The sequence below is a fragment of the Mycobacterium sp. 1274756.6 genome (genome assembly GCF_001668625.1).
GTDB lineage: Bacteria > Actinomycetota > Actinomycetes > Mycobacteriales > Mycobacteriaceae > Mycobacterium.
In genome coordinates this window covers 11716-36949 of the sequence record NZ_LZLJ01000038.1, presented here as the reverse complement: position 1 = coordinate 36949, position 25234 = coordinate 11716, and the positions used below count along the sequence as shown (strand labels likewise).

The 25234-nt window shown below is 70.3% G+C and carries 19 protein-coding genes and 1 pseudogene; 3 read left to right on the top strand and 17 right to left on the bottom strand.

What is annotated here, in order from left to right; all coding sequences use genetic code 11:
• Window positions 1-2: 2 nt before the first annotated feature.
• From A5643_RS05105 to A5643_RS05095, 3 genes are read right to left on the bottom strand one after another with little or no spacing between them, the layout of a single operon-like run.
• Window positions 3-809, bottom strand: a complete 807-nt coding sequence (locus tag A5643_RS05105; RefSeq protein ID WP_066852583.1) for an Fpg/Nei family DNA glycosylase — start codon at window positions 807-809, stop codon at window positions 3-5.
• Window positions 810-811: 2 nt separating this feature from the next.
• On the bottom strand, window positions 812-1291 hold the full coding sequence (locus A5643_RS05100) for a ribose-5-phosphate isomerase (RefSeq protein ID WP_066852606.1): 480 nt from the start codon (window positions 1289-1291) through the stop codon (window positions 812-814).
• A 51-nt stretch (window positions 1292-1342) separates the two neighbouring features.
• On the bottom strand, window positions 1343-1948 hold the full coding sequence (locus A5643_RS05095) for a mycothiol-dependent nitroreductase Rv2466c family protein (RefSeq protein WP_066852582.1): 606 nt from the start codon (window positions 1946-1948) through the stop codon (window positions 1343-1345).
• Between the two features lie 220 nt (window positions 1949-2168).
• Between A5643_RS05095 and pepN the strand changes: the two genes are divergently transcribed.
• On the top strand, window positions 2169-4739 hold the full coding sequence (gene pepN / locus A5643_RS05090; protein WP_066852581.1) for an aminopeptidase N: 2571 nt from the start codon (window positions 2169-2171) through the stop codon (window positions 4737-4739).
• Between the two features lie 8 nt (window positions 4740-4747).
• Here pepN and A5643_RS05085 read toward each other — a convergent pair whose 3' ends face one another.
• From A5643_RS05085 to A5643_RS05070, 4 genes are all read right to left on the bottom strand, one after another.
• Window positions 4748-5488, bottom strand: a complete 741-nt coding sequence (locus A5643_RS05085) for a hypothetical protein (RefSeq protein WP_066852580.1) — start codon at window positions 5486-5488, stop codon at window positions 4748-4750.
• A gap of 37 nt (window positions 5489-5525) precedes the next feature.
• Window positions 5526-5993, bottom strand: a complete 468-nt coding sequence (locus tag A5643_RS05080; RefSeq protein ID WP_066852579.1) for a DUF5130 family protein — start codon at window positions 5991-5993, stop codon at window positions 5526-5528.
• Window positions 5980-6204 (bottom strand): aa3-type cytochrome oxidase subunit CtaJ, encoded by a 225-nt coding sequence (gene ctaJ, locus A5643_RS05075; RefSeq protein ID WP_082948740.1) that lies wholly within the window; start codon window positions 6202-6204, stop codon window positions 5980-5982. Before ctaJ ends, A5643_RS05080 begins: the two co-directional genes overlap by 14 nt.
• Before the next feature lie 63 nt (window positions 6205-6267).
• Window positions 6268-6897: an HNH endonuclease gene (locus tag A5643_RS05070; RefSeq protein WP_066852578.1), complete on the bottom strand. Its 630-nt coding sequence runs from the start codon at window positions 6895-6897 to the stop codon at window positions 6268-6270.
• 99 nt (window positions 6898-6996) lie between these two features.
• Between A5643_RS05070 and A5643_RS05065 the strand changes: the two genes are divergently transcribed.
• Window positions 6997-7401, top strand: coding sequence for a globin (locus tag A5643_RS05065; protein WP_066852577.1), 405 nt, complete (start codon window positions 6997-6999; stop codon window positions 7399-7401).
• Between the two features lie 2 nt (window positions 7402-7403).
• Window positions 7404-8967 (top strand): annotated as a pseudogene (locus A5643_RS18845) (glycoside hydrolase family 13 protein).
• Window positions 8968-8982: 15 nt separating this feature from the next.
• Here the strand turns inward: A5643_RS18845 and A5643_RS05055 are convergent.
• The 10 genes from A5643_RS05055 to A5643_RS05010 all read right to left on the bottom strand — a co-directional run bounded on the left by A5643_RS05055 (window position 8983) and on the right by A5643_RS05010 (window position 25012).
• A complete protein-coding gene (locus tag A5643_RS05055) occupies window positions 8983-9414 on the bottom strand; it encodes a TA system VapC family ribonuclease toxin (protein WP_066852576.1) in 432 nt (143 codons plus the stop codon).
• On the bottom strand, window positions 9404-9628 hold the full coding sequence (locus A5643_RS05050; RefSeq protein WP_066852575.1) for a CopG family transcriptional regulator: 225 nt from the start codon (window positions 9626-9628) through the stop codon (window positions 9404-9406). The genes A5643_RS05055 and A5643_RS05050 overlap by 11 nt, the downstream gene beginning before the upstream one ends.
• A gap of 76 nt (window positions 9629-9704) precedes the next feature.
• Entirely contained in the window at window positions 9705-10121 is a 417-nt protein-coding gene (locus A5643_RS05045; RefSeq protein ID WP_066852574.1) for an acyl-CoA thioesterase, read from the bottom strand.
• A complete protein-coding gene (locus tag A5643_RS05040; protein ID WP_502686207.1) occupies window positions 10118-14953 on the bottom strand; it encodes an NAD-glutamate dehydrogenase in 4836 nt (1611 codons plus the stop codon). The genes A5643_RS05045 and A5643_RS05040 overlap by 4 nt, the downstream gene beginning before the upstream one ends.
• Window positions 14954-15004: 51 nt before the next feature.
• Window positions 15005-16681, bottom strand: a complete 1677-nt coding sequence (gene ettA, locus A5643_RS05035; RefSeq protein ID WP_066852569.1) for an energy-dependent translational throttle protein EttA — start codon at window positions 16679-16681, stop codon at window positions 15005-15007.
• Window positions 16682-16749: 68 nt separating this feature from the next.
• The gene (locus A5643_RS05030) at window positions 16750-17247 is read right to left on the bottom strand and encodes a single-stranded DNA-binding protein (protein WP_066852567.1); all 498 of its coding nucleotides are present in this window, start codon (window positions 17245-17247) and stop codon (window positions 16750-16752) included.
• 131 nt (window positions 17248-17378) lie between these two features.
• Window positions 17379-19385 (bottom strand): bifunctional copper resistance protein CopD/cytochrome c oxidase assembly protein, encoded by a 2007-nt coding sequence (locus A5643_RS05025; RefSeq protein ID WP_066852565.1) that lies wholly within the window; start codon window positions 19383-19385, stop codon window positions 17379-17381.
• Between the two features lie 49 nt (window positions 19386-19434).
• A complete protein-coding gene (locus A5643_RS05020; RefSeq protein ID WP_066852564.1) occupies window positions 19435-21852 on the bottom strand; it encodes a glycerol-3-phosphate 1-O-acyltransferase in 2418 nt (805 codons plus the stop codon).
• Window positions 21849-23558, bottom strand: coding sequence for an HAD-IB family hydrolase/lysophospholipid acyltransferase family protein (locus A5643_RS05015; RefSeq protein ID WP_066852560.1), 1710 nt, complete (start codon window positions 23556-23558; stop codon window positions 21849-21851). Before A5643_RS05015 ends, A5643_RS05020 begins: the two co-directional genes overlap by 4 nt.
• Window positions 23555-25012, bottom strand: a complete 1458-nt coding sequence (locus tag A5643_RS05010) for a wax ester/triacylglycerol synthase family O-acyltransferase (RefSeq protein ID WP_066852558.1) — start codon at window positions 25010-25012, stop codon at window positions 23555-23557. The genes A5643_RS05015 and A5643_RS05010 overlap by 4 nt, the downstream gene beginning before the upstream one ends.
• Between the last annotated feature and the right edge of the window lie 222 nt (window positions 25013-25234).

Genomic DNA, 25234 nt, shown 5'->3' with positions numbered 1-25234 from the left:
GGTCAACTCTGACAGCCGGGACACCAGAACATGGCCCGGCCCTCCAGGTCGGCGACGCGCACGGTGGAGCCGCAAATGCGGCACGGCTCGCCGCCGCGCCCATAGACGTAGGTGCGCGGTTTCCCCGGGGCGTAGGCCGGCGCGCCGTGGTCGTGCTCGGGTCGCACCACCACGATCTTGCCGCGGCGCAGACCGACCTTCATCAGGGCGACGAGATCGCGCCAGGCGGTGTCGAATTCGGCGTCGGTGATGGTCGTCCCGGGCCGGTGCGGATCGATTCCGTTGCGGAACAGCAGTTCGGCGCGGTAGACGTTGCCGACCCCGGCGATCACCGACTGGTCGAGCAGCAGTCCACCGATCGCCCTGCGGGACTTGGCGATTCGTTGGTAAACCCGGTGCGGGTCGGCGTCGCGCCGTAGCGGGTCGGGACCCAGTCGCGCCAGCAGATCGGCGACCTGAAGTTCGTCGAAGATCTCGCAGGCGGTCGGCCCGCGCAGATCGGTGCCGTGCTCGGCGCCGACCATGCGCATCCGGACCTGCCCGACCGGGGCGGGCACGGCGCCGTCGGACGCCACCTCGAACTCGGTGAAGGTGCCGTAGAGGCCCAGGTGGATGTGCACGACCGCGCCGCCCGCGTAGTGGTGGAACAGGTGTTTGCCCCAGACGTCGGTGCCGGTCAGCACCTGACCGTCGACGACGGCGGCGCCGTCGGCGAACCGGCCCTGCGGGCTGGATACCGCCACCGGCGCGCCGGCGAACCGGCGCTGATGCAGCCGGGCCAGCCGGTGCAGGGTGTGCCCTTCGGGCACGGTCAGCCGGCGGCGCCGGGCACCGCGGGCGCCTGGTGGGTGCGCTCGTAGTCCTCGAGGATGTCGATGCGCCGCTGGTGGCGGTCGGCTTGCGACCACGGGGTGGCCAGGAACGCGTCGACGATGGCCAGCGCCTCGTCGGTGGTGTGCATGCGCCCGCCGATGCCGATCAACTGCGCGTTATTGTGCTCGCGGGCCAGCTTCGCGGTCTCGACGCTCCAGGCCAGCGCGCAGCGCGCGCCCGGCACCTTGTTGGCCGCGATCTGCTCCCCGTTGCCGGACCCGCCGAGCACGATGCCCAGACTGCCCGGGTCGGCGACCGTGCGGGTGGCGGCGGCGATGCAGAAGGCCGGGTAGTCGTCGTCGGCGTCGTACTCGAACGCGCCGCAGTCGATCGGCTCGTGCCCCAGCTTCTTGAGGTGGTCGACGATCTGCTGTTTGAGTTCGTAACCGGCGTGGTCGCAGCCGAGGTAAACGCGCATGGCGGTCATTGTGTCAGAGCCGGTCCGGGCGCCCGACGGGTGCGCGGCCGGTCAGTCGAATTCCGGCGACTCGGTGCGGGTGCGTTTGAGTTCGAAGAAGTGCGGATAGGACGCGAAGGTCACCGAGGCGTCCCAGAGCTTTCCGGCTTCCTCGCCGCGCGGGATGCGGGAGAGCACCGGGCCGAAGAACGCCACCCCGTTGACGTGGATGGTGGGGGTCCCGACGTCCTTGCCCACCGCGTCCATACCGGCGTGGTGGCTTTTGCGCAGCGCCTCGTCGTGGGTGTCGACGGTGGCGGCCTGCGCCAGCTCGGCGGGCAACCCGACCTCGGCGAGGGCCTGCTCGATCACTTGCGGCAGGTCCTTGTTGTCCTCGTTGTGGATGCGGGTGCCCATGGCGGTGTAGAGCGGGCCGAGGATCTCCGGTCCGCGCTGCTGCTCGGCGGCGATGGCCACCCGCACCGGGCCCATCGCCTTCTTCAGGCCCTCGCGGTAGTCATCGGAGAGGTCGTCGCGGCCCTCGTTGAGCACCGCCAGGCTCATCACGTGGAAGTGCACCTCGATATCGCGGACCTGCTCGACCTCCAGGATCCAGCGGGAGGTGATCCAGCACCACGGGCAGAGCGGATCGAACCAGAAATCGGCCTTGTCGGGCATAGCTGTCCTCTCGCAGTACGGCGGGGCGGCGGCACGGTGTCCGCCGTTCCCAACCGTAGTCGCCCCGCCGGTACGCGGCCCCCGACCGGCCCGGCGTCCCTGAGATCGACAGCGAATCCGGCCGATAGCGGCGAAAACGCCGGTATGGCAGCGCTGCGGTGTCGATTTCAGGGGAAACCGGGCACCCGGGAGCGCTCGCCGAACCACTAGGTTGGGACGGGTGGCACTTCCCAACCTCACCCGCGACCAAGCCGCCGAACGCGCCGCCCTGGTCACCGTCGCCGGCTACCGCATCGACCTGGACCTCACCGACGGCGCCGGCGGGCCCGGCACCGACACCTTCCGCTCCGTCACCACCGTGACCTTCGACGCCCTGCCCGGCGCCGACACGTATCTGGACCTCGCCGCCGCGACGGTGCGCCGCGCCACCCTCAACGGCGTGGACATCGACGTCTCCGGCTACGACGAGGCCACCGGCATCCCGCTGCGCGGTCTGGCCTCGCGCAACGAGGTGGTGGTCGACGCCGACTGCCGCTACTCCAACACCGGGGAAGGACTGCACCGCTTCGTCGACCCCGTCGACGAGGAGGTCTACCTGTATTCGCAGTTCGAGACCGCCGACGCCAAACGGATGTTCGCCTGCTTCGACCAGCCCGACCTCAAAGCCACCTTCGACATCCGGGTGACCGCGCCGGCGCACTGGCAGGTGGTCTCCAACGGTGCCGCCACCGACGTCACCGACGGGGTGCACACGTTCGCGACCACGCCGCGGATCAGCACCTATCTGGTGGCGTTGATCGCCGGGCCGTACACCCGCTGGACCGACACCTACCGCGACGAGCACGGCGAGATCCCCCTCGGCATCTTCTGCCGCGCCTCGCTGGCCGAGCACATGGACGCCGAGCGGCTGTTCACCGAGACCAAACAGGGATTCGGCTTCTACCACAAGCATTTCGGCATCACCTACCCGTTCGGGAAGTACGACCAACTGTTCGTGCCGGAGTTCAACGCCGGGGCGATGGAGAACGTCGCGGCGGTCACCTTCCTGGAGGACTACGTCTTCCGCTCCAAGGTCACCCGCGCCTCCTACGAGCGGCGCGCCGAGACCCTGCTGCACGAGATGGCCCACATGTGGTTCGGCAACCTGGTGACCATGCGCTGGTGGGACGACCTGTGGCTCAACGAGTCGTTCGCGACGTTCGCCGCGGTGCTCTGCCAAAGCGAGGCCACCGAGTACACCCAGGCCTGGACCGGGTTCGCCAACACCGAGAAGTCCTGGGCCTACCGCCAGGACCAGCTGCCCTCGACCCACCCGATCGCCGCCGACATCCCCGACCTCGCCGCGGTGGAGGTCAACTTCGACGGGATCACCTACGCCAAGGGCGCCTCGGTGCTCAAACAGCTAGTGGCCTACGTCGGGTTGGACCATTTCCTGGCCGGGCTGCGCGACTACTTCGCCAAGCACGCCTTCGACAACGCCACCTTCGACGACCTGCTGGCCGCGTTGGAGCGCGCCTCCGGACGCGACCTGTCCGACTGGGGTCAGCAGTGGCTCAAGACCACCGGCATCAACACCTTGCGCCCGGATTTCAGCGTCGACGCCGACGGCCGGTTCACCCGGTTCGCCGTCACCCAGGGCGGCGCCGCGCCGGGCGCCGGGGAGACCCGCGCGCATCGGCTGGCCGTCGGCGTCTACGACGAGCGGGACGGCCGGCTGGTGCGGGTGCATCGCGAGGAGCTCGACGTCGAGGGCCCCAGCACCGAGGTGCCCGCCCTGGTCGGCCGGGACCGCGGCGCGCTCATCCTGGTCAACGACGACGATCTGACCTATTGCTCGCTGCGGTTGGACCCGGCGTCGCTGTCCACGGCGCTGGAGCGCATCGCCGACATCGCCGAGCCGTTGCCGCGCACCCTGGTGTGGTCGGCGGCCTGGGAGATGACCCGCGAGGCGGAGCTGAAGGCCCGCGATTTCGTGGCGCTGGTCGCCGGCGGCATCCACGCCGAGACCGAGGTCGGGGTGGCCCAGCGGCTGCTGTTGCAGGCGCAGACCGCGCTGGGGTCCTACGCCGATCCCGGCTGGGCGGAAAGCACCGGGTGGCCGGTGTTCGCCGACCGGCTGCTGGAGCTGGCCCGCGCCGCCGAGCCGGGCTCCGATCACCAGCTGGCCTTCGTCAACGCGCTGTGCACCGCGGTGCTCGAGCAGCGGCACACCGAGGTGCTCGCCGCGCTGCTCGAACACGACCCGGCGGATCAGCGGTTGGCCGGGTTGACCGTCGATGCGGACCTGCGCTGGCGCATCGTCACCGCGCTGGCCCGCGGCGGCGTCGTCGACGCCGACGGCCCGGACACCCCGTTCATCGACGCCGAGGTGCGCCGCGACCCGACCGCGACCGGGCGGCGCTACGGCGCGCAGGCCGCCGCCGCCCGCCCGCAGCGCGCCGTCAAAGAGCAGGCGTGGACCCGGGTGATCGAGGACGACACGCTGGCCAACATCACCGGACGGGCGATCATCGGCGGGATCGTGCAGCCCGGGCAGGCCGAGCTGCTGGACGCGTTCACCGCGCGGTATTTCAGCGCGATTCCCGGCGTTTGGCAGCGCCGCTCCAGCGAGGTGGCGCAGACCGTGGTGATCGGGCTGTATCCGATATGGAATGTCAGCGACGAGGGTATCGGGGCGGCGGAGGCCTTCCTGGCCGATCCGGCGGTGCCGCCGCCGCTGCGCCGGCTGGTGATCGAGGGCAAGGCCGGGGTGGAGCGGGCGCTGCGCGCCCGGATGTTCGACGGCAGCTGAGCCCTCGGCTAGCGGTAGCCGCCGTCGGCGAGGCCGGCGGCGGCCTCGAAGGTGTTCGGTTCGCCGGTCCACACCGCCCGGGCCTCCGCGGCGAGGTAGCCGAGGCTCATCCGCAGCGGTCCCAGCGCCGCCCACTGGCGGGCATGCCGTTCCTCGTGGTGCAGTAGCCGCTCGAGGGGCAGGCGACCGGGACGCGGTGTGCCGTCGTCGAGGTACCAGCCGACACCGGATTCGATGATCGCGGTCAGCAGGGCCACCGGGTCGTTCCCGGTGGGGAGGTTGATTAGGAAGACGTCGCCGTAGGTGGTGCCGCCGCGGCGGCTGGCCAGCCGGTGGGCCCGGCTGCCGCCGAGGCCCATCAGGATGCCGTGCGGGGTGGCCGCCAGCGCACCGGCCGCCGCGATCGCGCTGGCTCGGCGGTAGCTCCAGGCGTTGGCGAATTGGCGTGCCCGGATCCGCTGCACCTCGGCGGGACCGTAGCCGGTGGCCGCGAAATCCCCGCCGCGATAGCCGCTGCCCGCGTTGAACACCGCGGCCATCAGCACCGCGGCGCGCACCCGCACCGCCGGGGCGCCCGGCGGGATCAGAAAGTAGCTTTTGCCGTGCGGGTCGGTGATCTCGGCCAGGCCCGCCAGGGCGTGGAAGCTCGCCGGGGCGATGCCCGCGCGGGTGACCTGTTCGATGTCCTCGCCGGTCAGCCCGCCGCGCTCGGCGTTGTCGAGCCAGCGGGCGTGCAGGCGCTCACTCACCCGACGCTCCGGCGTCGGGTCCCGCGGCGGTGGCCGGTCAGGCCGGGGAGATCCCGGCGCTGATCACCCGCACCGCGCTGATCAGTCCGTCGATCAGGTTGCCTTCGGCGAAGGAGGAGGCCGCGGCGGCGACGCCGAGCGGTGCGGCCGACTCGGCTCCCCGCCCGCGCAGCGCCGAACCGTAGACCACCTCGATGGCGCGCTGGTCGGGTGAGACCGCCAGCAGCACCGCGTCGTTGGGGGTGGGCACCGAACCCAGGATGTCGCGGGCCCGCGCGGCGGTGTCCGCGCCGAGGTCGCCGAGGTAGACGGCGAATCGGGCCTGCGTGGTCCGCGACGCGTAGGTCAGCGTGTTGTCGAGCATCGCCAGGTCTTTGATCGGGAACGGGTAGGTCACCGACGGCTCGGAGGGTTCGACGACCCCGGAGATCCGGCCGCTGTAGGTCACCACCGACCCGAGCGGAAGCTCGGTGGGTTCGATCGTCGCGACGTCACCACTTGCCACTTGCGCCACCTCCCACGCTGAACTCGACCGCCTCGCCGTGCCGCGGACCGACCGCTTCGTCGACCGCCGCCCACAGGATCGGGGCGTGTGTCCACGGCTCGGACATCCGGTAGGTCGCCGGGTGGATGCGCTTACCCGTCCAGGCCCACAGGCCGAGTACCGTCGCCAGCCCGCCGGGGATGGCCACGAAATAGAGAAGGATCTCTGCCATGCTCACGGTGCAAACCGTATCCCACCGGCCCACAGGCAGTTCAGCAGACCGGCGAAACCGGTTTCAGGCGGCGCCCTCGCCCAGATACCGGCTCCAGGACGGATCCAGGTCGCTGCCGGCCGCCAACAGCCGCCAGTGCTGGCCCTTCGGCGGGACGGGTGGGCACCGCAAGGTCCAGCCCAACTCGGTCAGCAGCCGGTCGGCTTTGCGGTGGTTGCACGTCGAGCAGCAGGCCACGCAGTTCTCCCAGCAGTGCGTGCCGCCGCGGCTGCGCGGCACCACGTGGTCGACGGTGTCGGCGCGGTTGCCGCAGTAGGCGCAGCGGAACCGGTCGCGGTGCATGAGCGCGGCACGGGTCAGCGGTACCCGTGCCCGGTAGGGCACCCGCACGTAGCGGTGCAGCCGGATCACCGACGGCACCACCACCACGGCGGAGGCCGATCGCACCACCAGGCCGGCCGGGTCGTCGTGCACGGCCTCGGCCTTCTGGCAGACCAGCATGACGATCGCGCGCCGCAGCGGCAGCGCGGTCAACGGTTCGAACGTGGCGTTGAGCAGCAGGACCCGGCGACCGCCCAGTCCCGGCTGCGGCGGGTCGGGGACACTGCGCAGCGGCGCGCCCGGGCCGGGCCCGTGCGGGCTGATCGCGACCGGCGACGTGCGGTGGCCGCGACGATGGGTGTGCTGCGCCATTCGTCCTCCGCGCAACAGTCCACCACGATTCGACCGTGACTGCACTCGATTCGGCTGTGTGTTGGCTGGTCAATCGGGTGCGTGGCGCAGCCATGCACAATGGAGCCGATGACCGAGGTCCAGCAATCCTTCTACGACGCGGTCGGCGGCGCCCCGACCTTCCACGCCCTGGTCGCCCGGTTCTACCAGTTGGTCGCCGAGGACGAGATCCTGCGCCCGCTGTACCCGGCCGACGACATGGACGGCGCCGAGGAGCGGCTGCGGATGTTCCTCGAGCAGTACTGGGGCGGGCCGCGCACCTACTCCGACCGGCGCGGACACCCCCGGCTGCGGATGCGGCACGTGCCCTACCGGATCGGGCTCGCCGAGCGCGACGCCTGGCTGCAGTGCATGAAGGTGGCGATCGCCGAGATCGACGCCGAGACCCTCGATGACGCGCACCGCCGGGCACTGCTGGACTACCTGGAGATGGCGGCCGACGCGATGGTCAACTCCCCGTTCTGACGGTGCGACCCGACGACTGGTGGCGCCGCGCGGTGTTCTACCAGGTCTATCCCCGCTCGTTCGCCGACAGCGACGGGGACGGGGTGGGCGATCTCGACGGGCTCGTCGCGCACCTGGACCATCTCGATGAGCTGGGCGTGGACGGGATCTGGCTCAACCCGATCACCGTCTCCCCGATGGTCGACCACGGCTACGACGTGGCCGACCCGCGCGATGTGGACCCGCTGTTCGGCGGGATCGGCGCGCTGCAGCGGCTGCTGACCGCGGCCCATGACCGCGGCATCCGGGTGGTCATGGATGTGGTGCCCAACCACACCAGCTCCGCGCATCCGTGGTTCGTCGAGGCGCTGCGTTCGGCACCGGGCAGCCCGGCCCGCGACCGGTATTTCTTCCGCGACGGGCGCGGCCCGGGCGGGGACCGGCCGCCGAACAACTGGATCTCGGTGTTCGGCGGGCCGGCCTGGAGCCGGGTCACCGAGGCCGACGGCCGGCCCGGCCAGTGGTATCTGCACCTGTTCGACGCGCGTCAGCCCGATCTGAACTGGGACAACCCGGAGGTGCTCGCCGACTTCGAAGCGACCCTGCGGTTCTGGCTGGAGCGCGGGGTGGCCGGATTCCGCATCGACGTCGCCCACGGCATGGCCAAACCGGCCGGGCTACCGGACATGCCCACCACCGATGTCGGCCTGCTCGCCCACCGCGACGACGACCCGCGGTTCAACCGGCCCGGGGGTGCACGCCATCCACCGGGCCATCCGCGCCGTCGTCGACGACTATCCCGGCGCAGTCACCATCGGCGAGGTGTGGGTGCACGACAACACCGAATTCGCGAAGTACCTGCGCCCCGACGAACTGCACCTGGGTTTCAACTTCCGGCTGGTGCAGGCCGGTTTCGACGCCGCCGAGCTGCGCGAGGCGATCGACAACTCGCTGGCGGCCGTCGCGATGGCCGGGGCGACGCCCACCTGGACGCTGGCCAACCACGACGTCGAGCGGGCGGTGACCCGCTACGGCGGCGGCGCGATCGGTCTGGCCCGCGCCCGCGCGATGGCGCTGGTGCTGCTGGCGTTGCCGGGGGCGGTGTTCGTCTACAACGGCGAGGAGTTGGACCTGCCCAACGTGACACTGCCGGATGCGGTGCTGCAGGACCCGGTGTGGGAGCGTTCCGGGCACACCGAGCGCGGCCGCGACGGCTGCCGGGTGCCGATGCCGTGGTCGGGTTCCGCACCACCGTTCGGGTTCTCCACCAACCCGCGGACCTGGCTGCCGATGCCGGCCGACTGGGAGCCGTTGACAGTGGACCGCCAGCAGCGCGACCCGGCGTCGACGCTGGCGCTGTACCAGCGAGCGCTCGAATTGCGCAGCAGCCGACCCGAATTCGATGAGGATCGGATCCACTGGCTGTCGGCGCCGGATGGTGTGCTGGCGTTTCGGCGCGGCGGGCTGGTGTGTGTCCTCAACGCCGGCGAGCATCCGGTGGAGTTGTCGGAGGGCACGGTGATCTTGACCAGCGGACCGCTGACCGCCGGGTTGTTGCCGCCGGCAACTGCCGTCTGGATGAGCTGATCCGAGCCGACGGGCTCAATCCGACGCCAACGGGTTGACCAGACGTACACCCGGAAACCGCAGGAAATCGGTGTCAGCAGAGACGATTTCGACGCCGTGCTCGATCGCCAGGGCCGCCAGCTGGGCATCGGGCACCAGGTTTCCGGTGACCTCGACCTGCTCAACGAGACCGGCGTAGATCCGGGCGGTGGCCCGGGTCGCCGGCGGTATCCACACCACCGGGACCGCCAACCAGTCAGCGACATGACTCCAAGCTGCCGCCCCGCTCAACGGATTCCGGCTGACCCGCGGATGGGTGATGATCCGCAGGAACGCACCGATCGTCTGCCACGGCAGCCCGACGCGGGTGTCCCCATCGAGGGTTTTCCGCAGCCAGCCAACGGCCGCCGGATTGTGCGGGCTGGTCTCATCGACCGCGTACAGCAGCAGGTTGGCGTCAACGATCATCGTCGAGTAGATCCAGGACGTCGGCGACGTCGGTGACGTCGATTTTCAATCCGACCGGCGCGGTGCGGTGCCGATATTTTGGGCGGACCGAACTGCCGGCAGATATCCCACGGCGCGCCAGCAGATTCAGAGCCTCGCTGATGCCCAGCCCCTCGCGACGCAACCGCTCGATCTCGGCGGCCACATCGGCGTCGATGACCACGGTGGTTCGCATGACACGATGATACCTCCAACGCATCATGATGCGGCCGCGATGGCACAGCGGTGAGTCTCGCGAGCCCGTCCGGCACTCAGCGCACGAACCGGCCCAGATACTCCCGGTGCTCGGCGGACAGCCGCACCAGTTTCTGCTCGTCGATGTCGAAGGCGGCCAGCTGGGTTTCGGCGATCACCGCGGGCCGTGAATCGGGGGCGGCGTTGACCGAGCGCACCTCGTAGCCGAGGGTGAAGTCCACCGCGCGCAGCCGGTCGACGGTGATCGTCACCTGCAGCGGCGAGTCCAGCAGCCGCAGCTGGCCCTTGTAGGAGATGCGCACCTCGGCGATGAGCAGCCCGGTGGTGATGATCTCCGCCCCGAACACCGGGGACAGGAACGGGATGCGGGCCTCTTCCAGCAGCGTCACCATCGTGGCGTGGTTGATGTGCTGGTACATGTCGATGTCCGACCAGCGCACCGCGACCGGGGTGACGAATCCGGTGCCGCTCATCCGGCGATTCCGCGCCCACCGGAGCGGGTCATGCTGCGGATCTGCCGCGCGGCCACCGACAGCGCGGCCAGGTCCTGATCCTCGGCGGCGTAGATCTCCTTGAGGGTGCGCTGGGCGCGCTGCACCCGCGAGCCGTTGATCTGTTCCCATTCCACGATCTTTTGCACACCGTCCTCGTCGGGTTCGCCGACCGCCAGCACGTCGACGCAGAGCAATTTCAGCGAAGCATAGATGTCGTCGCGCAGGGCGAGGCGGGCCAGGGAGCGCCACCGGTCGTCGCGGGGCAGCGCCGCCACCGCCGTGAGCAGCCCATCGGTGCCCAGGTGATCCATCAGCGCGAAGTAGGCGTCGGCGACCTCGGCGTCGTCGCGGTCGGTGATCTCGGCGATGTCGATGATGTCCAGCAGGCTGTAGCGGTACAGGCCCAGCGCCACCGCGGTCGCCAGGTCGTCGGGCACGCCGTGGTCGGTGAACTCACCGATGTGTTGCTCGACGATGGCCTTGTCGTCGCCGCGCAGCCACTCGCCGAGTTTGGGGGTCAGCGCCTGCACCTTCGCGGCGAACCGGTTGATCTCGGCGCCGACGGCCAGCGGCTGCGGCCGGTTGTTGAGCAGCCAGCGTCCGGCCCGGTCGATGAGCCGGCGTTGGTCGAGGGTCAGCCGGTCGGACACCGCGACCGGCAGCCGGTGTTCGGTGGCGGCGGCGCGGATGCGGTGCCACAGCTCCCCCACCCCGAAGATGGCGTCGGTGGCGGCATAGGCGCGCACGGCGTCGACCATGCCGACTCCGACGTCGGCGGCGATCCGGTAGGCGTAGGCGATGCCGCAGGAGTCGACGAGGTCGTTGACGGTCATGGTGGCCACGATCTCGCGGCGCAGCTGATGGGCGCGGATCGCCTCGGGGAACCGCTCCCGCAGCGGCTCGGGAAAATACCGCGGCAGCCGGGCGGCGAACACGTCCTGTTCGGGCAGGTCGGTGGCCAGCAGATCCTCTTTGAGCGAGAGTTTGACGTGGGCCATCAGCGTCGCTAGTTCCGGGGAGGTCAGGCCCAGACCGGCGGCGGCGCGGCGATCGATCTCCTTCTCCGAGGGCAGGGCCTCCAGCTGGCGGTTGAGGCCGTAGTGCTCCTCGAGGTCGCGGATCTGCGTCGCGTGCACCGGCAGCAGGCTGGCGGCGTTGGCGCGGCTGGTGCCCATCAGGTCGTTCTGGGCGGCGTTGTCGGCGAGCACCAGCGCGGCCACCTCGTCGGTCATCGAGGCCAGCAGCTCGGCGCGCTCGTCGGCGCGGACCTGACCGGCGGTGACCAGCGAGTCGATCAGGATCTTGATGTTGACCTCGTGGTCGGAGCAGTCCACCCCGGCGGAGTTGTCCAACGCGTCGGTGTTGATCCGCCCGCCGCACAGGTCGAACTCGATGCGGCCGCGCGGAGTGACGCCCAGGTTGCCGCCCTCACCGACGACCTTGGCGCGCAACTGGTTTGCGTTGACCCGCACCGCGTCGTTGGCGCGGTCACCCACGTCGACGTCGGCTTCGCTCTCGGCCTTGATATAGGTGCCGATGCCGCCGTTGTAGAGCAGGTCCACCGGGGCGCGCAGCACCGTCCGGATCAGGGCGGGCGGCGCCAGTTCGGTGACGTCGTCGTCGAGGCCGAGGGCGGCGCGGACCTGCGCGCTGACCGGGATCGACTTGTGCTCGCGGCTGTAGACACCGCCACCCTCGCTGAGCAGCGCGCGGTCGTAGTCGTCCCAGCTGGAGCGCGGCAGCTCGAACAGCCGGCGCCGTTCCTCAAACGAGCTCTGCGCGTCGGGGTCGGGGTCCAAGAAGACGTGCCGGTGGTCGAAGGCGGCGACCAGCCGGATGTGCGGGGAGAGCAGCATGCCGTTGCCGAACACGTCGCCGCTCATGTCCCCGACACCGACGACGGTGAAGTCCTCGCTCTGGGTGTCGACGCCCATCTCCCGAAAGTGGCGTTTGACGCTCTCCCAGGCGCCGCGGGCGGTGATCCCCATCTCCTTGTGGTCGTAGCCGACCGATCCGCCGGAGGCGAAGGCGTCACCCAGCCAGAAGCCGTAGTCGGCGGCGACCTCGTTGGCGATGTCGGAGAAACTCGCCGTGCCCTTGTCGGCGGCGACCACCAGGTAGGCGTCGTCGGAGTCGCGGCGCACCACCTGCGGGGGCGCGCTGACCGCGCCGGTCGCGTGGTCGATGTTGTCGGTCAGTTCCAGCAGCCCGGAGATGAACAGCCGGTAGCAGGCGACGCCTTCGGCGCGGGTGGCCTCCCGGTCGGCGGCGGCGTCCCCGGTCGGTGTCGGCGGCTTCTTGACCACGAACCCACCCTTGGCACCGCTGGGCACGATGACGGCGTTCTTGACCGCCTGGGCCTTCACCAGCCCGAGGATCTCGGTGCGGAAGTCCTCGCGGCGATCCGACCAGCGCAGCCCGCCGCGCGCGACGTAACCGAACCGCAGGTGCACGCCCTCCACCCGCGGCGAGTAGACGAAGATCTCGAATTTGGGCCGCGGCAACGGTAATTGGTCGATCAGCGCGGCGTCGAGTTTGAACGCCAGCACGTTGTGGGCACTGGCCGAGTCGGGCGCGGTCACGAAGTAGTTGGTGCGCAAGGTGGCCTGGATCAGGGCGGCGAAGGCGCGCAGCACCCGGTCGGTGTCCAGGCTGACCAGCGCATCGATGTCGGCGCTGACGGCGGCGGCCGCGGCATGGGCGTCGCGGGCGGCAGCACCGTCGGGGTCGGGGTCGAAGAGGGCCTCGAACAGCTCCACCAGCGACGCCGCGGTGGTGGGGTTCTCGTTGAGCACCGCTGCGATGTGGTGCTGGCTGTAGGAGAAGGTGGCCTGCCGCAGGTAGCGGGAGTAGGCGCGCAGCACCGCGACCTGCTGCCAGGTCAGGCCGGCCCGCAGCACCAGTTCGTTGAAGGCGTCGATCTCCACGCAGCCCTGCCAGATCGCGGTGACCGCGTCGGCGAAGCGTTCGGCGGCCGCCTCACGCTGCGGCCCTTGCTCAGGCAGGGTGATCGTCGGGTGCGGGGAGACTTTGAACTTGTAGATCCAGACCGCCAGCCCGTCGGCTCTGGTGACGGTGAACGGGTGTTCTTCGATCACCACGACGCCCATCGACTGCAGCATCGGCAGCAGGCGGCTCAGCGACGCGCCGTGGCCGCCCAGATACCAAGTCAACTGGGAGGTTTCGTCGTTGAGCCGGTTCAGCACCAGCTTGACCGAGTCGTCGGCCAGGGCCTCGATCACCGCGATGTCCTCGAGGGCCTCCCCCGGTGGGACACCCTGCTTGTACACCTCGGGGAAGACGTCCGCGTAGTGCTCGAGCGTGCTGGTCGGCACCGTGCCGTCGGTGGCATCGGCGAGCAGTCGGTCGGCCCAGGTGCGGGTGGTCTGGGTCAGCAGCTCCTGGATGCGGGAGCGGTTGGCCTCGGAGGTGTCCACGGCCGGTGCGCCCTCGGCGGGCAGCCGGACCACGAAATGCACCAGCGCCCACGGGGCTTCACTGACCCGCGCGGTGTACTCCAGGCCGGTGCCGCCGAACTCGCGGACCAGGATGTCCTGCATGGCCAGCCGGACGGCGGTGGTGTAGCGGTCGCGCGGCTGATACACCAGGCAGGAGACGAACCGGCCGAGGCGGTCCCCGCGCACGAACAGCAGCGCCCGACGCCGCGTGCCCAGGTCCACCACCGCCATCGCCATCGTCAGTAGCTGTTCGGCGGTGGCGGCGAACAACTCCGAGCGCGGGATGGTCTGGAAGATGTCGAGCAGCAGCTGGCCCGGGTGGCTCGGATCGCGTTCGGACAGTTCCAGCGCCTGCTGCACCTTGCCGGCGACCACCGGGATCTCCAGCACGTTGGCGTTCATCGCCGCGACGGTGAACAACCCGATGAAGCGGTGCTCGACGACGGCGTCGGCGTCGGTCTCGCGGATCACCACGATGTAGGGGTAGGCGCCGAACCGCAGATAGCTGGGCACCGTCGCCTGGGCCAGGACCAGCAGGTCGTGGTCGCCGGCCAGCCGGGTGCGGTTGGCGGTGCGCAGGCGCAGCACGCCGAGCCGGTCGGTGTCGGCGGCGCTGACCCGCTCCCCGTCGACCGTGCCGCGCTGGTAGCCCAGCAGCACGAAATGTCCGCGTCGCAGCCAGCGCAGCAGGGCGGCCACGTCGTGACGGTCGGGGGCCTGGAAGCGCCCGTCGGCGTCGGTGTCGACGGCCTCGGTCAGCCGGTCGAGCGTGTCGATCATCGCGGTGGTGTCGGCGGTGACCTGGCGGACGTCGCCGAGGACGGTCGGCAGTAGGCGCTCGACGTCGGCGAGGACCCGTGGGTCGGTGTGCGGCGCCAGCTGGACGTGGATCCAGGTTTCGGTCGGTGTCGACTCGGGCTCGTCGCCGGCGGGCGCGATGCTCTGCAGGGTGCCGTCGGAGTCGCGCTGCACGGCGAACACCGGGTTCATGATCGCGACGTAGCCGACGCCGAGGCGGTGTAGCAGCACGGCGACCGAATCCATCAGCAGCGCACCGTGGCCGGTGACCACCTGGACGGCCGGGCCGAAGCCGGCGGCGTCGTCTTCGGGGTAGACGGCGATGCCGATGTCGTCGGGGCGGCGGCGGTGGCCCAGCCGGCAGTGTGCGCTCAACATCGCCGGGGTCAACGCCGCGGCGCGGTCGGTGGACTCCTCGCGCCGGGGCGCCTCACTGCGCGGGCCGCGGTAGCTGTCGGTGTAGGCCGAGACGATCCAGTCGGGCATGTCCTCGGCGCGGGTGAAGTCCGCTCCCCCGGCCAGGCTGCAGGTCATTCCCTTCGGATCGGCTGTCACATCGTCTGCTCCTGCCCTGGCTACCGCCTCGACGCTGTTGTGGCCCCTACCCTAATCGCGGGTGAGCCTCCGGTGGGTGACTCTGTGCGGACGCGCCGCCTCGGCGCCGAGCCGGTCGATCTTGTTCTCCTCGTAGGCGCCGAAGTTTCCTTCGAACCAGAACCATTTGGCTTCGTTGTCCGCGTCGCCTTCCCAGGCCAGGATGTGGGTGCAGACCCGGTCGAGGAACCAGCGGTCGTGGGAGATCACCACCGCGCAGCCGGGGAACTTCTCCAACGCGTTCTCCAACGATCCGAGGGTCTCCACGTCCAGGTCGTTGGTGGGTTCGTCGAGCAGGATCAGGTTGCCGCCCTGTTTGAGGGTGAGGGCGAGGTTGAGCCGGTTGCGTTCCCCGCCGGAGAGCACCCCGGCCGGCTTCTGCTGGTCGGGGCCCTTGAAGCCGAAGGCCGACACGTAGGCGCGCGACGGCACCTCGGTCTCGCCGACGATGATGTAGTCCAGCCCCTCCGAGACGACCTCCCAGACCGTCTTGTTCGGGTCGATGCCGGCGCGGGTCTGGTCGACGTAGCTGAGTTTGACGGTCTCGCCGACCTTGACGGTGCCGCTGTCGGGCTCTTCGAGTCCGACGATGGTTTTGAACAGTGTGGTCTTGCCGACGCCGTTGGGCCCGATCACCCCGACGATGCCGTTGCGCGGCAGGGTGAAGGACAGGTCCTTGATCAGGGTGCGCCCACCGAACCCCTTGTCGAGATGCTCGACCTCGACCACGACGTTGCCCAGCCGCGGGCCGGCCGGGATCTGGATCTCCTCGAAGTCGAGCTTGCGGTTCTTCTCGGCTTCGGCGGCCATCTCCTCATAGCGGGCCAGCCGTGCCTTGCTCTTGGCCTGCCGGGCCTTCGCACCCGAGCGCACCCAGGCCAGCTCGTCTTGCAGCCGCTTCTGCAGTTTGGCGTCCTTGCGGCCCTGCACCGCCAGCCGCTCGGCTTTCTTCTCCAGGTAGGTGGAGTAGTTGCCCTCGTAGGGGTAGGCCCGGCCGCGGTCGAGTTCCAGGATCCACTCGGCGACGTTGTCCAGGAAGTAGCGGTCGTGGGTGACGGCCAGGATCGCCCCGGAGTAGGCGGCCAGGTGCTGTTCGAGCCACTGCACGCTTTCGGCGTCGAGGTGGTTGGTCGGCTCGTCGAGCAGCAGCAGGTCCGGTTTGGACAGCAGCAGCTTGCACAGCGCCACCCGGCGGCGCTCCCCACCGGAGAGCTGGGTGACCGGCTCGTCGGGCGGCGGGCAGCGCAGCGCGTCCATGGCCTGCTCGAGTTGGGAGTCGAGGTCCCAGGCGTTGGCGTGGTCGAGCTCCTCCTGCAGCCGCCCCATTTCCTCCATCAACTCGTCGGAGTAGTCGGTGGCCATCAGTTCGGCCACCTCGTTGAAGCGGTCGAGTTTGACCTTGATCTCGCCCAGGCCCTCCTCGACGTTGCCGCGGACGGTTTTCTCCTCGTTCAGCGGCGGCTCCTGCTGCAGGATGCCCACGGTGGCGTCGTTGGCAAGGAACGCCTCGCCGTTGTTGGGTTTGTCCAGCCCGGCCATGATGCGCAGCACGCTGGATTTCCCGGCGCCGTTGGGGCCGACGACGCCGATCTTGGCCCCGGGAAGGAAGCTCAGGGTGACGTCGTCGAGGACGACTTTGTCGCCGTGTGCCTTGCGGACCTTCTTCATCGTGTAGATGTATTCGGCCATGCCGCGGTGATGCCTTCCTGGTCTGGGGGTGATGCTCGCAGACCATCCTAGGGGCCGCGTCCGGGCGGCTACGCGGTCAGCGGTAGCCGACCGCTCCCACCAGCGGTGTCGGCGTCCTCGTCGGCGGCGGGCTCCGCGGCGGCGGTGTCGGCATCGTCGTCGGCGGCCGGTGGTGTCGCGGGTTCGCTCGGTCCGGTCGGGGCGCCGGTGTAGGCGGGCTTTTCGATGCGGGCGATGGTGCGGGACAGATCCGGGCCCACGGCGCTGGCCCGCATCTCCAGCGAGGAGCGCCGGACGCCGGCCTTGTCGTCGTATTCGCTGGTGTAGACATGGCCGACCGCGATCACCGGGGCGCCCTTGGCCAGGGCCGCGCCCACGCCGGTCACCAGCTTGCCCCAGCAGTTGACCGTGATGAACAGCGAGTTGCCCGGCTCCCAGGTGCCCTCGGCGGTGCGCCGCCGGGAATTGCTGGCGACCCGCAGGCTGATGACCTCCCGGTCGCCGACCTGGCGCCGTCTCGGCTCGGTGACCACGGTGCCGACCACGGTCAACGGTGTCTCGAACATGGCGTTTCTCCCCTCGTGTCGTCCCCGTGCGGGGCTGGCCTTATTAAGCCCGCCGGCCCCGACGCGGCGGGGCCGCGCCGGCCGCGTCGGGCCGCGGGTTGGGGAGAGATCGGCGACTGGGGATGGGCGGGTCAGACCCGGCCGGTGGAGTCGCGGCGGGCCAGTTCGGCCAGCATCGCGTTGTAGGCGGCCAGGTCGGCGTCGTCGTCGCGGTCGGCGGCGCGGTCCTGGCGGCGCGCCGAACGTTCGTCGCTGCGGTGCCACTGCACCAGCAGCGCGATCATCACGATCAGCAGCGGCAGCTCGCCGGCGGCCCACGCCATCCCGCCGCCGAGTTTCTGGTCGCCGATGAGGTCGGTGTGCCAGTCCAGCCCCAGCGCCCGGTAGAAGGTCTCGCCGAGCACGGTGTGCCGGCCCATCAGCAGCACCCCGAAGAAGGCGTGCATGGGCAGCGACGCGAACACCACGACGATCTTCGCCAGGTGCGGGATCGGGCGGGGGGTGGGGTCGATGCCGATCACCACCCAGTAGAAGAGGTAGCCGCTGAGCAGGAAGTGGATGTTCATCGCGACATGCCCGGCGTGGTTGCTCACCACGCTGTCGAAGATGCTGCCGAAGTACAGCCCGTAGAAACCGACCACGAAGATCACCGCGGCCACGATGGGGTTGGTGAAAAACACCGAGACCCGGCTGTGCAGCCCGGCCAGCAGCCATTCCCGCGGTCCGGGCGGGTTGTCCTTGCCGGCGGCCGGCAACGCGCGCAGCGCCAGGGTGGTCGGCGCGCCCAGCACCAGCAGGATCGGGATCAGCATCGACAGGAACATGTGGGCGGCCATGTGCATGCTGAACATCGCCGGCATGTAGCGGCCCATCCCCGAGGACGTGGCGAACAACAGGGCCAGGCAGCCCACCAGCCAGGCGATGGTGCGTCCGGCCGGCCAGGCGTCGCCGCGGCGGCGCAGCCGCAGCACCGCCGCCAGGTAGACGCCGGCGAGCACGATCGCGGCGGTGCCGAAGATCAGGTCGAATCGCCAGTCGAACAGGACCCGGGCCACGGTGGGCGGTCCGGCGAAGTCGTAACCGATCAGCACTTCGGGCACCGACGGGTTGCCGATCGGCAGCGGCGGTGGCGGGGTGCGGCCCAGCCCGACCGCGATCCCGAAGGTGGCCCCGAAGATCACCGCCTCGATCAGCGCCAACCGGATCAGGGCGCCGCGGGCCTGCGGGTCGGCCTGCAGGGCGGCCACGCCACTGCGGCGTTGGCGCCACCCGAGCACCCCCAACAGGATCAGCGCGACGGCTTTGGCGATCACCAGCCGGCCGTAGTCGGTGGTCAGCAGGTCCTCCGGCAGCACCCGGACCGCCGCGTTGACCACCCCGCTGAACCCCATCGCGATGAAGCACCACAGGGCGATCGCGGAGAACCGGCGTGCCGCCAGGTCGGCGTGCGCACCGCCGCGCAGGGCGTGGACCAGCAGCGCCAGCAGACCGCCGGCCCACAGCGCTCCGGCCAGCAGGTGGATCAGCAGGCTGTTGGTGGCCAGGTCGTGGGAGCCGCCGGCCGCGGAGTGCCCGGTCAGCCCGAGCGGGATGAGCGTGGCCAGCGACGCCGCGAACAGCGCCGGTGTCCACGACCAGCGCAGCACCGCCAGGCTGGCCAGGGTGACCGCGGCGGCAAGCACCGCGGTCCACCGCCATGCCGAGGCGACGTTGACCAGACCGGCCACCGACCACAGTTCGACCGGGTTGAGGTGTTCGGTGACCGGGTGGCCGGAGACATCCGAGATCGTCAGCGGGACCAGCAGAGCCGCGCACACCGCCCAGGCGCCGGAGGCGACGGTGCCCAATCGCAGCGCGCGGTAGCCGGCGGCGTCGAGCACCCCGTTGGTCTGGGGCGGGACCAGAAACGCCGCCGTCAGGAACGAGCCGACCGCCAGCACCGCGGCGATCTCGCCGGCGGCGCGCACGAACGGCAGCCCGTAGGTGGTCGCCGGTCCCGGGTCGGCGAGGCCGCTGGTGCTCAGCGCGGCGGCCAGCGACAGCCCGCCGGTGCCGGCGGCCACCGCGCCGGCCAGGACGGCCACACCGACCAGCAACGGTCCGATGGCCGGACGGCGGGTGGTTTGGGCGACGCTCACGCGACCAGCCTAAGGCCAGCCGGAAATCCGTCCCGAAAACCGGGCCTGATCAGGGCTGGCGGACGTCTTGGCCGCCGGCGCGGTCACGGTCGGCGGCGCGGTCTTGGTCGGCGGCGCGGCGGAGCGCTTCGCGGGCGGCGAACTGGTCGCGCGCGATCCGTTCGATCCGGTCGATGTCGCGCAGGATGTCGCGCAGCTCGCGGTGGAAGGCCACCCGGCGGCGGGTCAGGTCGGCGGCCTCGGCGGTGTCGGGTTCGATGTCCTCGGGCAGCAGGTTCTGGTCGGCGACGACCTGGCAGGCGGTGGCGAACAGCAGCGCGGAGACCGGCTCGGCGCTGCGGACCCGGCCCTGGGCGATGTACTGCTGGCCCACGCCCAGTGCGAGCCGGGTGAGTTCGTCGGAGTCGATGCGGGTCGGGGCCTTGCGCAGCACGTCGGCGACGACCTCGTAGGCCTCGAAGAAGACCCGCAGCATGGCGTTGGCCATCAGCGGGCGTTTGCTGCGCAGCAGCCCGTCGATCTCCTCACCGCCGGTGCGCACCCGGTCCTCCCAGGCCGCGTCCTGCCACGACATCTCCTCGCCGATGTGCTCGCGGAAGGCGGTGGAGTCGGGGAAGTAGAACTCGAATTTGAGCAGGTCGCGCACCCGCATCGTCTGCTCCCAAAACACTTCGAGGCGGTCCTCGTCGGCGTCGCGGGCGTGGGAGAGCGCCAACTCGGTGACCGAGGTCTCCAGGAAGGCGTGGATGACCGAGTTGCGGTAGAACGCCGCGACGTGCTCGTGCTCGGGGGCGATGCGCCACACCGGCTCCCAGCCGCCGTCGACGCGGGTGATCGGGTGGCCGCTGGCCAGGGTGTCCACGGCGGCGCGGACGCCCTCGGGGCTGCGCAGCCGCAACGCGCTGTTGGTCATCGGCGTCTGCTTGCGTTCCAGGTAGTCCAGCGAGTCCTGCAGGGTGTGATGCAGCTGGCCCAGGGTCAGGGCTTGGCCGCGGGTGGTCAGCAGCAGCGCGGAGACCAGCGCGGTGGCGTTGATCGGGGTGACGCGCTGGATGCGCCAGGCCACCTCGAAGGCCATCTTCTGCATCGCGAGGCGTTTGGCGTCGGGGTCGGCGCCGATCGGCCCGTCCGGCTCGCCGAGGTATTGGCGCATCGACACCGCTTCGGGGAAGCGCACATAGATCTTGCCGTAGTTGCGTTCGCCCTGCGCTTTGATGAAGTGGAACAGCCAGCCGACCCCTTCGGGGGTCTTCTCCCCGCCGCGGGCGTAATCGGCGTACTCGGTGGTTTCGTGCAGCTGGTCGAAGCTGATCGAAACCCCCTGCAGCAGAATGTCTTCGCTGCGCCCGTCGAGATAGGCGTCCGCGACGTAGCTCATCAGGCCCAGCTTGGGCGGCAACATCTTGCCGGTGCGCGAGCGGGTGCCCTCGATCGACCAGCTGAGGTTGAACCGCTTTTCCACCACGTAGCCGACGTATTGGCGCAGCACGTACTTGTACAGCGGGTTGCCCGCGACGTTGCGCCGGATGAAGATGACCCCGGCACGGCGCAGCAGCGGGCCCATGAGCCCGAACGAGAGGTTGATCCCGGCGAACACGTGCACCGGCGGCAGCCGGTTCTCCTGCATCGCCACCGGCATCACCGCGCCGTCGATGTAGGAGCGGTGGGAGAACAGCAGCACCGCCGGGTGCGCCTCCAGTGCGGCCCGTAACGCGGCGACCTCGTACTCGTCGTAGTCGATGTCGGGGTCGAAGCCGCGGCTGACCATCCGGCCGAGCACCCCGACCAGGTCCACCGACACCCGGCTCCAGCCGGTCGACAACTCGTCGAGCATCTCCCCCGCCTCTTCGACGGTGGCGCCGGGGATCTGCTCGAGCCCGTCGCGGAACCGGTTGGAGGCCAGGATCTCCGGTTTGACCAACCGCGGTGATTTGTACTGCGGTCCCAGGATCCGGTACTCGGCGCGTTCCAGGGCCAGGGCCGCCCGCCGGGTGACGAAGTGGGCGAAATCGCGTGGGCTGCCGCCGACCGTCGTCTCCTGCCACTCCCGGCGCAGTTCGGCGACGGTGGCCGACTCCCCGGCCACCACCCGGGCGCGGGTGGGGTCGGTGCGCAGGATGCGGCGCTGGTGGCGTTCGGTGGGGTGGTACGGGTCGCGTCCGGGCAGCAGGGCGAGGAACCGGTTCAGGGTGGAGGCGTTGGCCCGGGGAATCCAGAACACCCGCACCGGCACGACGGGCCGGTTCTCGTCGGCGTCCAATTGCACGACCAGGCTGGCCATCCGGCTCGATTCGTGCGCGTCGGCGGGCAGGGTCACCACGTCGATGTTGGCGCGCGGGTGCGCGGCCTGTTGGCGGTGCAGCCAGTCAGCGACGAGGTCGGCTTCCACCGTCGAGTTCACCGAGGCGATCACCAGGGCGTCCTCGGCGGCACTGAACCCGACCGGGTCGGGGACCGGCGCGATCACGATCGACCCCGTGGCCGCGTCGAGGGGGTCTCGCCGCTGCGGGTACCGGGCTTCTTGGCCGGCTTGGCGGCGGTCTTCTTCGCCGGGCCGCCGGCTTTGCGGGCGGTCTTTTTCACCGGAGTCTTTGCGCCCGGGGTCTTGTCGGCAGTGGGCGCACTCGCCTTCTTCGTCGCGCTGGTCTTCGGCGTCTTCTTGGCGGTGCCGGGGGTGCTCTTGGGTCGGGTGGCTCGCCGGTAGAGCTCCGGTTCGGGCAACTCGTCGGTCGGCCAGTCGGCCAGGGTGTCCAGGTACAGCTGCCGGACCTCGGCGATCCGGTCGGGCAGCTCCTTGCGTGTCCAGTCCGCGACCGAGATCGGCGGGAAGACCGCCACATCGACGGTGCCGGGGTTAATGGTCACCGAGTTGCGGGAAGCCACAACTTCGGCGTTGCGCACGACGATCGGCACGATCGGCAGCCCGGTGCTCATCGCCATCCGGAACGGGCCTTTTTTGAACGGACCGACCTCGGTGGTGTCCAATCGGGTGCCCTCCGGGGCCACCACAACCGACAGGCCTTCGCGCGCAAGCTGTTCGACTTCCTGCAGCGATTCCACCGCTGAGGCGGTGTCGTCGCGGTCGACGAAGACGATGTCGAGCGCCTTGCCCAGCGCGCCGAGCACCGGGTCGTTTTCGAGTTCCTTCTTGGCCACCCCGGTGTAGTTGTCGCGCACCAGTGACCCGGCGATCAACGGGTCGACCTGGTTGCGGTGGTTGAAGATGAACACCGCAGGCCGCTGTTTGGTGAGGTTCTCGGCGCCGAGCACGTTGAGGCTGACCCCGCCGGTGGCCAGCACCAGCCGCTGCCAGTTGGCGGTGAAGAAGTTGACGCCGCGCCGCCGGCTGCGGGTGAGCAGTCCCCACCACACGGCGCCGGTGGCCACCGGGAACAGGGAACCGACCCCGGCGAGGGTGCGGATCGCGCCGGTGAGCCCGACCCCGCTGCGGCTGGAGAACCGCAGGATGGGCCAGCCCCGCTTCTTGGCGACCGCGGCCATCTTGCCTTCGGGGTTGGTCGGCCGCGGGTTGCCGACCAGATACATCAGCGCCACGTCCTCGTCGCCGTCGGCGTAGAAGTAGCTGTCCTTGAGGTCGATGTCGTGTTCGGCGGCGAACCTCTGCACCGCGTCGGCCTTGCCCGGGCCCCACAGGATCGGTTCCATGACCTTGCCGGTGAGCACGCCGTCGTCGTCGACCTCGAACCGGTTGGTCAGCGTGTTGGGGATGCCCAGGAAACGCGCCACCGGATCGACCTGGATGGTCAGCGCCGAGGAGCTGAGCACCACGGTGTGACCGCGGTTGAGGTGGGCGCGCACCAGTTCCCGCATCTCGGGGTAGACCCGCGGTTCGATCTTCTGGGTGAACATCCGCTGACCGATCTCGTCGAGGTCGCTCAGCGGCCGGCCGCGCAACGCCGACGCCGCCTTGTTGATGAGCCCCTCGAACTCCATGCGGCCGAGTTGATGGCTCAGCCCGGCCAGGATCATGCTCAACATCTCGCCGAGCCCCATGTCGCGGTGCCGGAACCGCTCCCGGGTCAAGATCACGCCGGTGAACCCGGCGACCAGCGTGCCGTCCATATCGAAGAAGGCGCCGATCTTCGGCCCCGACGGGCTGGCGGCGACCTCGGCCACCGATCCGGGCAGGCGCATGTCGCGCGATGATGTCATGGACCCTCCGATGCGGCCGGCGACGTGAACGAGGCGGGCACCGCACGGGGCGCCGGATCCCCGGCCAATGCCAGCACTTCATCGAACCCTTCGTGCAGACACCGGGCGAACAACTCCCGGTCGGTGATGGCGGCGCGGTCATACCGCACGCTGATGGTGCAGATGCCGTCGCGGGACAGCAGCACCACCATCATCGCGACACCGGGCAGCGGGCCCAGCCCGTACTGCCGGAGCACCTTGGCCCCGGCGATGTAGGTCTCGCCCGGATACATGGGGATGTTGCTGGCCTGCACGTCGGCGGCGATGACACGCTCCTCCAGCGACTCCAGCGTCGGGGTCGGCAACACGCTGAGCAGCGGGGCGATCGCCCCGAGCAGGCCCAGCGCCCGTTCCTCGCGCCGCTGGGTCATCTGCGCGCGGATGCGCCGGATGCGCTCCGCGGGGTCGGCGACCGCGATCGGCGCGGCCAGGTTCACCCCGGTGAACCGGTTGCCGCCGGCCGGGTCGCTGCCGGTGCGCAGGTTCACCGGCACCGCCATCGGCAAGGTGGCGACCGGGACGCCGAGCGCGACGTGGTAGCGACGCAGGACACCGCAGAGACCGGCCAGGTAGGCGTCGTTGATCGAGCCGCCGGCGGCCTTGGCGGCGCGGTGCAGGTCGGCCAGCACGATGTCGAGTGTCTCGGTGCGGCTGGCCAGGCTGCGGCGCAGCAGCAGCGGTGAGGGCTTGGCGGCCTGCTGCATCATCCGCATGCTCGACCGCGCGTAGTCGAACGCGCCCGACGCCGCGGAGACGGGGTCGCCGGCGATGCGTCCGGCGAGCCGCACCGCGTTGGAGACCGTGCCGAGGACACCACCGGCGACGGTCAGCGGGAACCGGTTGATCCCCTCCCGCATCAGATCGTCGGAGGACAGATCACGCGGAATCGGCATCGGCGCCAACGGTTTCGGGGGCGGGTCGCGCTCCAGATCGTAGAGCTGGGAGAACATCTCGACCCCGCCGACACCGTCGGTCACGGCGTGGCTCAGGTGGATCAGCGTTGCGGCCCGGTCCTCGGCGAGCCCTTCCACCAACGTGGCCGTCCACAGCGGCCGCGAGGTGTCCAGCGGGGCCTGCAGCAGCAGCTCGGCCTGATCGAGCACCTCCCGCAGCGTGCCCGGCTCGGGCACCCGGATCCGGCGGACGTGGTAGTCGAGGTTGAAGTCGGGGTCGACCACCCAGCGGGGCGCGGCGGTCGGCAAGGTGGGCACCACCACCTTCTCCCGCAGGCGCAGCGCCTTGCGGGACGCGGCCTCGAACGTGGCGCGGAAGCGCTCCCAGTCGGGCGTGGTGTCCAGGATTTCCAGGCTCAGGATTCCCGAGCGGGTGCGCGGGTTGGCCTCCCCGCGGTGCAGCAGATAGTCGACCGCGCTCAGTTGGTCGGGCATTCCGGCGGCGTTGACCGAGTCAGCCATGCTCGATCATCTCCTCAGCGCCCCGACCCGGCGAATCGATCCGCCACCACCGACATCGACACCCTCCCGTTCCGCGGTCTGTTGCCCCACCCAACGCTAGCCGGATTGGCCCGGCCGCGGGAGCCGATTGCGCTGTCCGGCGCGGTCGTCACGCCCGCGCCGGCCCTGCGTCAGGCGACGGCAACCGGTCGGCACAGAACCGATTGGTCGGCGGCGTCGTTG